The following is a 12204-nucleotide window of genomic DNA, read 5'->3' on the forward strand; positions in this document are numbered from 1 at the left end:
CATCGCTCCTCGGGTCAGGGGGTTCCTTTCAACGTAAGGATCGTTGAACAATTCGACAAGAGGTTTGTTGGATGATTATCTGTCGTCTGTGGACGACGCCGTCGCTGATCTCGCTCAGGACCGCGGCCGGCTGGGGCGCAGCAGCACCGCCGAGCGCGTGGCCGACATCCTGCGCGACCGCATCAGCGAGGGCTTCTTCGAGCCGGGCCAGCGCCTGTCGGAGGAGGCGATCTCCGAGGCGCTCGGCGTGTCGCGCAACACACTGCGTGAGGCGTTCCGGCTGCTCGGCCACGAACGACTGCTCGACCACCGGCTCAATCGCGGGGTGTTCGTCCGGGTCCTGTCGGCCGAGGACGTGGCCGACCTCTACCGGGTGCGCCGGGTGCTCGAAGGCGCCGCCGTCCGCCGCCCCCCGTCGAAGCAGGCGCTGGAGCTGATCGCGGAGGCCGTGGCCGACGCCGAGCGGGCCGCCGCGGCCGACGACTGGCAGGCCGTCGGCACCGCCAACATCCGTTTCCACCAGGCGCTCGTGACGGCCAACCAGAGCCCGCGGCTCGACGAGGCGATGCGCCAGCTGCTGGCCGAGCTCCGGCTCGTCTTCCACGTCATGGCCAACCCGCGCGACTTCCACGAGCCGTTCGTCCAGCGCAACCGGCGGCTGTTCGACCTGCTCCACGACGGCCGGCTGGACGAGGCCGCGACCTTCCTCGACGGCTACCTCGACGAGGCCGAGCAGCTCCTCATCCGCGCCTACGAGCCCAACCGCTAACGTTCGCGCATGGACAGGTTGTTCACCCTCGACGAGGCCCGCTCGCTGATGCCGTCGATCCTCGACGAGGCCCGCGAGCTGGTCGCCGCGCGCGCCGACCTCGCCGAGATCGCGCTTGACCGGAAGACCGCCGGCTCCTCGGCGCTGGGCGGCATCGCCGAGCTGAAGGCACTGGAGGCCCGCATCGAGGAGATCCTGAGCGGCTGGACCGACCAGGGCATCGAGGTGAAGGGCCTGGCCCCGGTCCTGATCGACTTCCCGTCACTGCTCGACGGAGAGTCCGTGCGGCTGTGCTGGATCGAGGGTGAGCCCGGTCTGGCCTGGTATCACCGCACCGAGCTCGGCTTCGCCGGCCGCCGCCCTCTCACCTGAGGAGAACGGCCGTGGTCGTGGCTGAGCTGTGACCAACCGGTCCCGCCCGGGGGTTGTCTAACCGGGCAACGAAGGGATCACAGCTATGAGGCACACCAAAGTGTCCGCCGCGCTCCTGGTCGCGGCGGTCATCGGCGGGCCGGCGGCCACACCCGCCACCGCGGGGGCACAGGAGGGGCCGGCCGTGGCCCGTGCGGCCTGGATCAAGTCCTGCCACGACAGGAAGAAGGACGTCGACGCCCCCTGCGGGCCCTGGCGGCTGATCACCCGGGACGGCGGCGGCCTCGCCCTCCCCGACGCCGCGGCCACGAGGCGCCACGCGACGGGAGCCGTGGTGCACGAGCCGGGCAGGCTGGCCATCAGCGGTGACGGCCGCGTCGTCGCGTACGAGCGGGCCCGCGACCACCGCCTCGTCGTCCGGCGGGTCGCCGGCGGGCCGGTCAAGGAGCTGCCCGCGTCGCTCGTGCCGAAGGGGATCGGCACCGACGACCTGCTCCTGTACGTGTCGCCGTCGGGCGACAAGGTGCTGGTCGAGTACCTGGACGACGCCGAGAGGCAGCCCACGAGGGTCGTCACCGTCGCCACCGGCCGGACGGTCGAGCTGCCCGCCCGCGACAGCGTCCGGGGCTTCAGCGCCGACGGCGACGAGGTCCTCGCGACGCGCGGCGCGCGGGACAACACGACCGCGCTGGTCGCCCACCGGCTCGGCGGAGCCTCCATCAGGCGCACGCCGCCGCAGGTCGTGGCCAACGCCGCCACCACCGCCCTGGCGGCCGACGGCAGGACCGTCGCCGTGTTCGTCTCGGGCGACGCCGACCGTGGGAAGCCGCCCCGGCTGCGGCTGTACGACCTGGAGACCGGCGAGCTGTCGGCCGGGGTCGACTTGGCGCTCAAGCCCGACGCCACCCCGTACGTCGCCCGGTGGACCGTCGACGGCCGGCTCGTGGCGACCGTCGTGTCACAGGAGGACGGCGAGCCCGAGAGGGTGCGGGTGCTCACCGTCGACACCGAGACCGGCGACGTCACGCGGACGGACCACTACTCGATCAGCAAGACCGGCTACGAGTCCACGAAGGCGGGGGAGTGACGACCATGAGGATCAGGATCGCGGTGGCCGTCGCGGCCGGGCTGGCCCTGCTGACCGCGCCGGCCCCGGCGCAGGCCGACCCGCACCACGGGCACGCCGGCGTGCGGTACGTCTCCGTCAAGGGGTGCGAGACGAAGGACGCCGGCTCCCGGCCGTGCGGCGCCTGGCGGCTGGTGATGCACGACGGTTCGCGACGCGCCCTGCCCGACGCCCGGACCGTCGCCCTGAAGGCCAATGGCAAGTCGTCGGTCACCGGGGTCGCGCCCATCGCGGTCAGCGGCGACGGTCAGCGGCTGGCCTACATCACCACGTCGGGGCGGCTCGCCGTACGGACTCTCGGCGGCGGCGTGAAGCTGCTGGCCAAGGACGCGCTGCCGCGCGTGGCCCAGTACGAGCTGGCGTTCAAGCTGTCCGACGACGGCGGCCGGCTCGCCGTCCTCGACAACAACATGCGCAAAGGCACCCGCGTCTTCGACACGGCCACCGGCGCCCTGCTCGGCACCCTTCCGGGCACCGAGCGGATGATGGGCTTCAGCGGCGACGGCGGCGAGGTGCTGACCAGTGTGGACGCCGACGAGTCGGTCACCGACCTGGCCGTCTACAGCGACGCCGGCGAGCCGCTGCGGCGTGTCACGCCGCCCCAGGTCGTCGTGTCGACCGGCCCGCAGGCCCTCTCCGCCGACGGCCGGACCGTGGCGAACGTGGTCAGGTCCCGCGAGCCCGAGCTGGTCCTGTACGACATGGAGACCGACGAGGTGGTCGGCCGCACCAGGGTCAGGCTGCCCGCCGGGTCGGTCGAGATGATCGACTGGACCGGTGAGTCGCAGGTGACGCTGCACCTCCTGCGGGAGCGCGAGGGCAAGGCGGACCGGATGACGATCGTCCAGATCGACACCGGCACCGGCACGGTCACGATCAGGGACGGCTACTCGGTGCTGAAGGACAGCTACGTCTTCGCCGCCTGCGGCGGCTGATCTTCGCCCGGCCCGTACGGAGCGCGTGCCGTGCGGGCCGGGCGAGCGGCCCGCCGGCCCGACGCCAGTCGAATGGGTGTTTGAATCGTGGCATAGTATCGGCCATATGAAGGCTGTTTTCCAAGCTTCTCTGCTCGGCCTCGACGAGGACATCGGCCTCGGCCCGCTGGGGGCGACGGTGCGCAGGACGATCCTCGGCCGCGGGGCCTGGATCGACGTCAGGCCCGGCTGGGTGACCGGCGCCGACACGCTGTTCGAGCGGCTGGCGGAGTCGGTGCCGTGGCACGCCGAGCGGCGGCGGATGTACGACCGGGTCGTCGACGTGCCCCGGCTGCTGAAGTTCTACGACGAGGACGAGCCGCTGCCCGACGCCGTGCTCGACGACGCCAGGCGGGCGCTCGACGCCCACTACGGCGACGAGCTGGGCGAGCCGTTCCGCACGGCCGGCCTGTGCTTCTACCGCGACGGCCGCGACAGCGTCGCCTGGCACGGCGACACCCTCGGCCGGGGCGCCGCCGAGGACACCATGGTCGCGATCATCTCGGTCGGCGCGCCGCGTCCGCTGCTGCTCCGGCCGCGCGGCGGCGGCCACTCGATCCGCCACGACCTGGGCCACGGCGACCTCATCGTGATGGGCGGCAGTTGCCAGCGCACCTGGGAGCACGCGGTGCCCAAGACGTCCCGCCCCACCGGGCCACGGATCAGCGTCCAGTTCCGCCCGCGCGGCGTGCGCTGACCCGCGATCCCACGCCCGGACGGGCGCGGGGCTACCATCGGACGGCAGGTCCGCCCGTGAAGGGCGGCGGCGGGCCGTCCGGATCATGGGCGGTTGCCGGATGCGCTAAAGTTGCCGTTCTCAGGAGCGAATGTCCTAGGAGGTGAGACCCATCAACGCCATATCAGGCCGGGTGCTCTCATCTCGCGGCCGCACGGTTCGCCCGTCGTAGGCGACCGGGGGAGAGCGCCCCTTGGCATTCCGAAAGGCTCTCCCGTGTCGGTTCCTCCCCCTCTTCTTCCACCCGCCGCCATCGTCAGCACACTCCGGGCGGCCGGCTGCGTGTTCGCCGAGGACGAGGCCGCGATGCTCGTCTCCGCCGCCCGCACCACCGACGAGCTCGCCGCCATGGTCGAACGACGAGTGGCCGGCCTTCCCCTCGAACACGTCGTCGGCTGGGCGGAGTTCTCCGGCCTCCGGGTGTCCGTCGACCCCGGTGTCTTCGTGCCACGCCGCCGCACCGAGTTCCTCGTCGCCCAGACCCTCACCCTGGCCCGCCGGCTCACCACCCCGGCCCGGGACGGCTCCGCCGGCGCGGGGGCCGTGGTCGTCGATCTCTGCTGCGGGTCCGGGGCGGTGGGCGCCGCGGTGATCGCGGCGCTCGACGAGATCACGCTGCACGCGGTCGACATCGACCCCGTCGCGGTGCGGTGCGCCCGCCGCAACCTCGCCGCCGCCCAGGTGCACGAGGGCGACCTGTACGAGCCGCTGCCCGCCTCGTTGCGCGGGCGCGTCGACGTCCTGGTCGCCAGCGCCCCGTACGTACCGACGGAGGAGATCGGGCTGCTGCCCGCCGAGGCGCGCGTCCATGAGCCGAGGGTGGCGCTCGACGGCGGCGCCGACGGGCTGGACATCGTGCGGCGGGTGACCGAGGCGGCGCCCGCGTGGCTGTCGCCGCGCGGTCACCTGCTGGTCGAGACCAGCGAGCGCCAGGCGACGGCGACGGCGCGGACGGTCGCCCGCCACGGGCTGGTCGCCCGCGTGGCCAGGTGTGAGGAGCTGAACGCCACCGTCGTCATCGGCGCCCGGCCCGGCCAGACCTGACGCCGCGGATCAGCGGAGCCTGACGGTGAGGCGGGCGAGGCGGCCCTGCTCGCCCGACGCCCAGCAGGACAAATCCTTGGTGCACGACACCGTGTCGAACGAGCCGCCGTCGAAGGTCCGCCACGCCTGCCCGCCGGTCAGGGTCACGTCACTGCCTGACGGCCCGACGGCGATCGCGGCGAAGGGAAGATGGGGAAGCCAGGTGACCCCCGACCGGTAGGCCGGGGGCGGGGCTGCGGCGGCGCGCCAGGTGGTGCCCCCGTCGCGGGTGAAGGCTCCGGCCTGGGGCGACGGCTCGCCGGGCCGGTAGTCGCCGCCCACGGCGATGCCGCGATGAGGGTCGCGGAAGGCCAGGGCGAAGACGCCGCGCGCCGGCTCGGCCGCCGGGATCGGCGTGTCGGCCACGGTCCAGGTGCGGCCCCGGTCGCCGGAGTGGAACACCCGCGACCGGGAGGCCCCGCCGCTGGCCAGCCAGACGTCGCGCCCACCCGCCGTGACCAGGCACTGGCCGCTCGCCGCGAACCCCGCCTCACCGGGCAGCGCCTCGGGCATGCCGTCGGGCGGCAGCACCCGCCAGCTGCGCCCGCCGTCATCGGTGGCGAGGATCCGGAACCTGCCGTCCACCGGGTCGCTCATCGCGAGCCCGTGACGCCGGTCGAAGAACGCCATGCAGTCGTAGAAGGCGCGCGGCTCGTCGTTCCTGAAGGTCTCGGTCCAGGTGCGGCCCCCGTCGTCGGTCCGGTAGACCCGCGAGTCGGCCCCCTCACCGATGGACAGCACCACGGCCCGGTCGGCGTCGAACGCCTCCACGTCGCGGAACTGCAGCGTGTCCGTGCCGGGCGGCGAGACGTCACGCCAGCTCCGCCCGCCGTCCACAGTGCGCAACACGGTGCCCTCCGACCCGGACGCCCACACCACGTCGCGGCTCACCGGGGACAGTCCGCGCAGCCGCGCGCTCACCCCGGTCTCGGTGAGCTCCCAGCCGAGCGCGGGGACGTCGGCATGGGCGGGAAGCGGAGCGGCGAGCAGGCAGGCGACGGTCAGGGCGCCGAACGCTAATCCACGTTTCATGCCGGGCAACCTAACTCAGGCGATCAAGGCTGTCCATGGCGGCTGTCAGCCGCCGGAGATATCCGACTCCGCGTCCTCGGGCACCACGGAGTCCCACGGGTCGTCCAGCCAGCCGTCCGGCAACTGCACCTTGCCCCGCTCGCCCGACTTGCCGCGCGGCGTGTCGGTGTTGGCCGGCCACGGCTGGTCGTGATCGAGCCTGGCCAGCCCCGCGCGCAGCCCGTCGAGCGACTCGGCCGTGGCCAGCTCGCGCCGCAGCTCGCCGCCCACCGCGAACCCCTTGAGATACCACCCCACGTGCTTGCGGAAGTCGGCCACCGCGTAACGCTCCTGGTCGAAGCAGTGCGTCAGCCCCTCGGCGTGCCGGGCCATCACCGCGGCCACCTCGCCAAGCGTGGGCCGGACCCGGTCGGCGATCCCGTTGAACGCGTTGCCGAGATCCCTGAACAGCCACGGCCGCCCCAGACACCCCCGCCCCACCACGACGCCGTCGCACCCCGTGCGGGCCACCATCCGCAGGGCGTCGTCGGCGCACCAGATGTCGCCGTTGCCGAGCACCGGGATCTCCGGCACGGCCTCCTTGAGCCGGGCGATCGCGTCCCAGTCGGCGACGCCGCCGTAGTGCTGCTTGGCCGTGCGGGCGTGCAGCGCGATCGCCGCGACCCCCTCCTCGACCGCGATGCGGCCCGCGTCGAGGTAGGTCAGGTGGTCGTCGTCGATGCCCATGCGCATCTTCATCGTCACGGGCAGCGGGCCCGCGCCGGCCACCGCCTCGCGCAGGATCCGCCGCAGCAACCGCCGTTTGTACGGCAGCGCCGAACCGCCGCCGCGCCTGGTCACCTTGGGCACCGGGCAACCGAAGTTGAGGTCGATGTGGTCGGCCAGGTCCTCGTCGGCGATCATCCTGACCGCCCGGCCCACGGTGGCCGGGTCGACCCCGTAGAGCTGGATGCTCCTGGGCTGCTCGGACTCGGCGAACCTGATCATCCGGAACGTCTTGGGATTGCGCTCGACCAGCGCCCGCGTCGTGATCATCTCGCACACGAACAACCCGGCCCCCTGCTCGCGGCAGAGCACCCGGAACGGCGCGTTGGTGATGCCCGCCATCGGCGCCAGCACCACCGGCGGCCACACCTCTATCGGCCCAATCTTCACCCCGTCAGTTGTAGCGCAGGTCAGGCCATGACCGGTATTCGCCGATAGGCTGTGAGCAGGCATCTACGTGGGGAGGGGGCCCGGATGCTCCTGAGACTGCGCGTCGCGCTGCCCGACCGGCCCGGGTCGCTGGCGCAGGTCACCCGGGTGCTCGGCGCCGCCGGAGCCGACATCACCCAGGTCACCGTGCTCGACCGGGGCGCGGGCCGGGCGGTCGACGACATCACCGTCTTCTGTCCCGAGAGCACCTCCAAGGATTCGCTGGCCAAGAGCCTGCAGGGCGTCGCCGGGGTGACGGTCGAGGGCGTCTGGACCACCCGAGAGGCGCCGGGCACCTACCCGGAGCTGGAGATCCTCAAGTACATCACCACCGCCGGCGATCGGGGGCTGACCACGCTGGTCGACTCGCTGCCGGTGCTGTTCAGCGCCGACTGGGCCGCCACGAGTGCCGAGCAGGGCGTCGTCTACGCGAGCTGGCGCGCGCCGCGGCAGGTGACGCTGCCGGCCGAGACGCCGCCGCGCCCCGTCGCCCGCACGCTCGCCGGAGATCTGCACGTCATCCACGCTCCGCTGCCGCCGCTCGCGCTCAGCCTGTTGCTGGCCCGCTCCGAGGGCCCGGCCTTCCACCGCACCGAGGTCCACCGGCTCGCGCGCATCCTTGAGATCTTCCTCAGCCTGCCCGCCACCGAGCGGAGCGTGGCGCGGCGACTGCGCAAGTGAGCATCTGGTCCGAAAACCCGCTAGAGTAGTCGGGCAACGCGGAAGTGGCTCAGTGGTAGAGCATCACCTTGCCAAGGTGAGGGTCGCGGGTTCGAATCCCGTCTTCCGCTCGGAGCTTCCGGCACGGTGGAGTGGCCGAGAGGCGAGGCAGCGGCCTGCAAAGCCGTCTACACGGGTTCAAATCCCGTCTCCACCTCCAAGGACGATTAGCTCAGCGGGAGAGCGCTTCCCTGACACGGAAGAGGTCACTGGTTCAATCCCAGTATCGTCCACCACAGATGTCTCACTGGAGCCTGGACACAGACGGCCCAGGGCTGGTGGGGTCGCCTGTAGCGCCGTATCCGGTTTGGGTGCGGCGCTGCTGTGTTGTGAGGGCGGCAGGTGGTTTCCGCCACGCGGGCGATCAAAGGCGGCGTGGGTGGCCGCGCATACGAGCCGGAATCATCTCGACATAATCTGATAAGGGTTCCACGCCCGCCGGTTCGGCGATCTCTTCCTGGGAAGACTTGTCGGCGCATGACAATCATGCGCGACCCGCGTTGCTGCCTCTGACGCGAGAATCAGTCTGTTCTCTAGTAGCGCCTGGCGCTTCGTATTATCCGATGGTTGATATGAACAGCCACTTCACTGGTTGTCCGCGGAAAGAATTCCGGAGTCGTGTGCGGGACGTGGCCGGTTCATGGTTTCCGAGGAGGTGTGGCACTTTGTCCGGTGAGCTGCTATTTTATCGCGACGGCGATGGCGTCGTCGCCACCGCCAGGATCGACGCCGCAGGAAGCTTCAACTCGCTCAAGGACGGAAAAGTCAGCCCGGGCTGGTTCCGCATCGTTTCCCACGAACGGGGTGCTGCTTTTCTATCGGAGCGATGGATTCATCGCCACCGGCAGGATCGACGCGACAGGAAACTACCAGCAACTCAAAACGGGCAACCTCAATCCAGCCTGGTTCCGTATCGTTTCCACGAACGGGGTGCTCCTGTTCTACCGGGCCGGCGACGGCGCCATCGCCACAGGCAGGATCGACGCGGAGGGAAGCTACCACCGACTCAAAACGGGGGAGCTCAAGCGAGACTGGACCCGTATTATTCCCACGAACGGGAGTCTCCTGTTCTACCAAGGCCGTTGCGTTCTCGGTTGATGGACGTTCGCTGGGCTCGATGAGGCAGGTGTTGAGGGCACCCCGGGGTGCACATGACAAACGCGACCCCTGATGATCGTCGGTGTCTAGCCAGTCGATCAAGAACAGGGGTCGCGTTCGCGTGCCATCATCCCCGATCGACGTGCTCTCGCGCCACTTGGAGCACGTCACCGTCGCCGACCTGCCCGCCGAGCCGCTCGATCTGCCCACGCTCGCCGAACTCCTGGACACCCTCCCGGACCCGCGCAGCCGCCGGGGACGCCGCTACCGGCTCGGCCCCCTGCTGGCGTTATCCCTGCTCGCCGTACTCGGCGGCGCGACCTCCCTGGCGAAGATCGCCCGATTCATCGCCGGGTACGACCCCGACCTGCGCGCCCGTGCCGGCCTGCACGGCACGATACGCCTGGCCGCCAGCACCCTGGGACGACTGTTCGCCCGCCTGGACGGCGACGCCTTCGACACCGCCACCTGCACCTATCTGGCCGCGCTTGCCACCTGCACCCCGCCCGCCACCTCAGGCAACCGGCCCGCAGACCGGACCCCGCTGTCCGGCCTGGCCGTGGACGGCAAGACCCTGCGCGGCAGTCGCACCGGCCAAGGCGTGACCCACCTGCTGGCCGCCACCCACCACAACACCCAGATCGTCATAGCCCAACGACAGGTCGAGGCCAAGAGCAACGAGATCCCCGCGTTCACACCCCTGCTGTCCGGGCTCGACCTGACCGGCGTGGTAGTCACCGCCGATGCCCTGCACACCCAGCAGGAACACGCCCGGTACATCGTCACCGCCGGCGGCCACTACCTGTTCATCGTCAAGGGCAACCAGCCCACACTCCAGCGCCGGCTCAAGGCCCTGCCCTGGCGCGAAGCGATTCTCAACGACCGCACCGACGAGACCGGCCACAGCCGCCGCGAGATCCGCCGCATGAAGATCTGCACCGCCCGCCCCGGACTGCCCTTCCCCCACGCCGCCCAGGCCATCCAGGTCAAACGCCGCCGCACCGACCACCGCACCGGCAAGACCACCATCGTCACGATCTACGCCATCACCAGCCTCCCACCAGGCCGCATCACCCACGCCCAGCTCGCCACCCTGATCCGCGGCCACTGGAGCATCGAGGCCCTGCACCACATCCGCGACGTCACCTACCGCGAAGACGCCTCCCGGATCCGCACCGGCACCGCACCCCGCATCATGGCCGGCCTGCGCAACCTGGCCATCGGCCTGGCCCGCCTGATCGGCTGGACCAACATCGCCGCAGCCACCGACCACTACCGCAGTCACCCCGCCGACGGACTCCAGCTACTCGGTTTCACAACATGAGAACGCATCGGCCCTGCCTGTTCTACCGGGAAAGCGATGGACTCATCGCAACCGCCAGGATCGACGCCGATGGAAACTTCCGTTCACTCAAGGACGGGAGAGTCAAGCCGGAATGGTCAATCATAACCGCCGCGAGTTGAGCGGCTACGAAGCCGTGACCGGCCGCACTCGTGACTGCCCGGTCTCGCGACCGTAGGGCGTTGTGATCGTCCGATCGTGCGGCGGCGCGTCCGTGATCGTCGCGACGTGTGACCTACGATCAGAGGATGGCTGATGTTGTGATTCCCGAGGCGTTTCGCGGGCGGATGGCCGAGGACGAGGTGGTCTGGCTCACGACCGTGGCGGCCGACGGCACGCCGCAGCCGAAGCCGGTCTGGTTCCTGTGGGAGGGCGACGGTTCCGTGCTGACCTTCAGCAGACCGGATGCCAGGCGACTTCGCCACGTCCGGGCCAGGCCCAGGGTCTCGCTCAACCTCAACAGCACGCCCAAGGGCGGTGAGGTGCTCGTGCTGATCGGTGATGCCGAGATCCTGGACGGCAGCCCGGTCGACCATCCCGCGTACGTCGCGAAATACCAGTCGGAGATGGAGCGGATCGTCGGCAGCGTCGAGGAGTTCGACGGCGAATACTCCGTGCCCATGCGCATCACCGTGACCTCGGTCAGGAGTCTCTGACCACGGCCGACCTCCCGGACTGAGCCCCGGTGCGGGTCAGAGTCCGCCGTTGAGGCGGAGGACGGTGATCGCGTGGACGGTCGCGTGGCCGCGCCAGTCGAGGACGCCGGCCGGCGAGATCTTAGCGTAGTCCACGGTCCAGCCGCCGTCGTCCTGCTGCATCCCGGCCAGGCGGTCCAGCTCGGCGTCGATCACGTCCGGGGCGAACACCGTCCGTACGGGCCCGTCCGGGAACACGGAGAAGTCCAGCGGCCGCATCCTCTCGTCCGGCGTGCCGCCCGCGACGGGCATCATGCCGTCGGCGGGGATGAACCGGCCCAGCCGTTCGGCCAGGGCCGCCGTCTCGGGACGGGTGGCGTGCACGGCGTCCAGGAAACGCATCGCGAAGGCCAGGACCATGGCGTGCGGCGTCTCCTCGATCGCCTCGATCGCGCCGAGGCAGTAGCGGGTGGCCCGCTCCAGCCACGGGTGCGCGGCGACGGCCGGGTCGTGGGCGGCGACGCGCAGCGCGACCGCCGTGACGCAGGCGGTCATCTGCAGGGAAGAGGCCGTGGGGTCGGAGTCCGCCCACCAGGGGGCGTTGCCCGCGGTGGACGTGACCGGCAGCGCGAACGGCAGCCCTCCGTCGGGCAGGCTGATCGACTGCAGCCAGTCGCACAGGGCCGCGGCCTGCGGCGCGACCGCCGGGGCGACATCCTCGAAGACCTCGAAGGCGTGCAACGCCGCTCCCGGCTGGCTCTCGGGCGAGCGCAGATCGGGCTCCAGGCCCCATCCGTAGCCGCCGTCGGGGTTGCGATAGGCGTCGACGGCCGCCAGGACGGCCGTCGGATCGGCTCCGCCCTGCAGCAGGTGGAAGCGGTGCCGGTCCAGTATGCGGGCGTGGGTCGCCATGAAGTCGGCGGCCGCGTCGAGATCGAGCTCCATAGGCCGATCCTGCCCCGGCCTCGCGACCGGAGTCTTGTACGTTCCGGCCGTCCCCTGCTCGTGGAGGATCCGCGTACGGCGGCCGGCACATAACGCATCCGCGCCTTGTGTTGAATGTCCCGATCTTGGGACATTGTCATGACACGATGACGAACTTTTCTGCCGGAGACTAAGAGGT

Annotated in this window: 13 protein-coding genes and 3 tRNA genes; 13 read left to right on the top strand and 3 right to left on the bottom strand. The window is 70.9% G+C overall.

The genetic code is table 11. The features are described from left to right. Window positions 1-88 precede the first annotated feature (88 nt). From AC5L3X_RS34950 to AC5L3X_RS34975, 6 genes are all read left to right on the top strand, one after another. Complete coding sequence (locus AC5L3X_RS34950) at window positions 89-769, top strand: GntR family transcriptional regulator (RefSeq protein ID WP_494862773.1); 681 nt, start codon at window positions 89-91, stop codon at window positions 767-769. 9 nt (window positions 770-778) lie between these two features. Next, on the top strand, window positions 779-1141 hold the full coding sequence (locus AC5L3X_RS34955; protein ID WP_494862775.1) for a DUF2203 domain-containing protein: 363 nt from the start codon (window positions 779-781) through the stop codon (window positions 1139-1141). An 85-nt stretch (window positions 1142-1226) separates the two neighbouring features. Beyond that, a complete protein-coding gene (locus tag AC5L3X_RS34960; protein ID WP_494862777.1) occupies window positions 1227-2228 on the top strand; it encodes a TolB-like translocation protein in 1002 nt (333 codons plus the stop codon). A 5-nt stretch (window positions 2229-2233) separates the two neighbouring features. Next, window positions 2234-3202 carry a WD40 repeat domain-containing protein gene (locus AC5L3X_RS34965; RefSeq protein WP_494862779.1) on the top strand — a complete coding sequence of 323 codons (969 nt, stop codon included), beginning with the start codon at window positions 2234-2236 and terminating at the stop codon, window positions 3200-3202. A 106-nt stretch (window positions 3203-3308) separates the two neighbouring features. Then, the gene (locus tag AC5L3X_RS34970) at window positions 3309-3938 is read left to right on the top strand and encodes an alpha-ketoglutarate-dependent dioxygenase AlkB (RefSeq protein ID WP_189128235.1); all 630 of its coding nucleotides are present in this window, start codon (window positions 3309-3311) and stop codon (window positions 3936-3938) included. A gap of 255 nt (window positions 3939-4193) precedes the next feature. Continuing rightward, window positions 4194-5021, top strand: a complete 828-nt coding sequence (locus AC5L3X_RS34975) for a putative protein N(5)-glutamine methyltransferase (protein WP_494862781.1) — start codon at window positions 4194-4196, stop codon at window positions 5019-5021. Window positions 5022-5030: 9 nt separating this feature from the next. On the opposite strand, the gene AC5L3X_RS34980 is transcribed toward AC5L3X_RS34975, so the two are convergent. Further along, a complete protein-coding gene (locus AC5L3X_RS34980; RefSeq protein ID WP_494862783.1) occupies window positions 5031-6092 on the bottom strand; it encodes a WD40/YVTN/BNR-like repeat-containing protein in 1062 nt (353 codons plus the stop codon). A gap of 45 nt (window positions 6093-6137) precedes the next feature. Continuing rightward, window positions 6138-7247, bottom strand: a complete 1110-nt coding sequence (gene dusB, locus AC5L3X_RS34985; RefSeq protein WP_225264148.1) for a tRNA dihydrouridine synthase DusB — start codon at window positions 7245-7247, stop codon at window positions 6138-6140. An 84-nt stretch (window positions 7248-7331) separates the two neighbouring features. Between dusB and AC5L3X_RS34990 the strand changes: the two genes are divergently transcribed. The 7 genes from AC5L3X_RS34990 to AC5L3X_RS35020 all read left to right on the top strand — a co-directional run bounded on the left by AC5L3X_RS34990 (window position 7332) and on the right by AC5L3X_RS35020 (window position 11102). Then, window positions 7332-7967, top strand: coding sequence for an ACT domain-containing protein (locus tag AC5L3X_RS34990; RefSeq protein ID WP_494862784.1), 636 nt, complete (start codon window positions 7332-7334; stop codon window positions 7965-7967). Window positions 7968-8005: 38 nt separating this feature from the next. Further along, a tRNA-Gly gene (locus tag AC5L3X_RS34995) sits at window positions 8006-8077 on the top strand. A gap of 15 nt (window positions 8078-8092) precedes the next feature. Beyond that, window positions 8093-8166, top strand: a tRNA-Cys gene (locus tag AC5L3X_RS35000). A 1-nt stretch (window position 8167) separates the two neighbouring features. Beyond that, window positions 8168-8242: transfer RNA gene (locus AC5L3X_RS35005), tRNA-Val, on the top strand. A gap of 568 nt (window positions 8243-8810) precedes the next feature. After that, a complete protein-coding gene (locus AC5L3X_RS35010) occupies window positions 8811-9104 on the top strand; it encodes a hypothetical protein (protein ID WP_494862786.1) in 294 nt (97 codons plus the stop codon). Between the two features lie 121 nt (window positions 9105-9225). Beyond that, a complete protein-coding gene (locus tag AC5L3X_RS35015; RefSeq protein ID WP_494862787.1) occupies window positions 9226-10428 on the top strand; it encodes an ISAs1 family transposase in 1203 nt (400 codons plus the stop codon). Between the two features lie 266 nt (window positions 10429-10694). Beyond that, a complete protein-coding gene (locus AC5L3X_RS35020; RefSeq protein WP_494862788.1) occupies window positions 10695-11102 on the top strand; it encodes a TIGR03667 family PPOX class F420-dependent oxidoreductase in 408 nt (135 codons plus the stop codon). Between the two features lie 36 nt (window positions 11103-11138). Here AC5L3X_RS35020 and AC5L3X_RS35025 read toward each other — a convergent pair whose 3' ends face one another. Next, entirely contained in the window at window positions 11139-12026 is an 888-nt protein-coding gene (locus tag AC5L3X_RS35025; protein WP_494862789.1) for a prenyltransferase/squalene oxidase repeat-containing protein, read from the bottom strand. Between the last annotated feature and the right edge of the window lie 178 nt (window positions 12027-12204).

The sequence above is a fragment of the Nonomuraea sp. CX421 genome (assembly GCF_059358955.1).

Coding starts and splice junctions, on each gene's coding strand:
- AC5L3X_RS34955 (WP_494862775.1), top strand. CDS start 779: ATGGACAGGTTGTTCACCCTCGACGAGGCCCGCTCGCTGATGCCGTCG.
- AC5L3X_RS34970 (WP_189128235.1), top strand. CDS start 3,309: ATGAAGGCTGTTTTCCAAGCTTCTCTGCTCGGCCTCGACGAGGACATC.
- AC5L3X_RS34960 (WP_494862777.1), top strand. CDS start 1,227: ATGAGGCACACCAAAGTGTCCGCCGCGCTCCTGGTCGCGGCGGTCATC.
- AC5L3X_RS35025 (WP_494862789.1), bottom strand. CDS start 12,026: ATGGAGCTCGATCTCGACGCGGCCGCCGACTTCATGGCGACCCACGCC.
- AC5L3X_RS35020 (WP_494862788.1), top strand. CDS start 10,695: ATGGCTGATGTTGTGATTCCCGAGGCGTTTCGCGGGCGGATGGCCGAG.
- AC5L3X_RS34965 (WP_494862779.1), top strand. CDS start 2,234: ATGAGGATCAGGATCGCGGTGGCCGTCGCGGCCGGGCTGGCCCTGCTG.
- AC5L3X_RS34980 (WP_494862783.1), bottom strand. CDS start 6,092: ATGAAACGTGGATTAGCGTTCGGCGCCCTGACCGTCGCCTGCCTGCTC.
- AC5L3X_RS34990 (WP_494862784.1), top strand. CDS start 7,332: ATGCTCCTGAGACTGCGCGTCGCGCTGCCCGACCGGCCCGGGTCGCTG.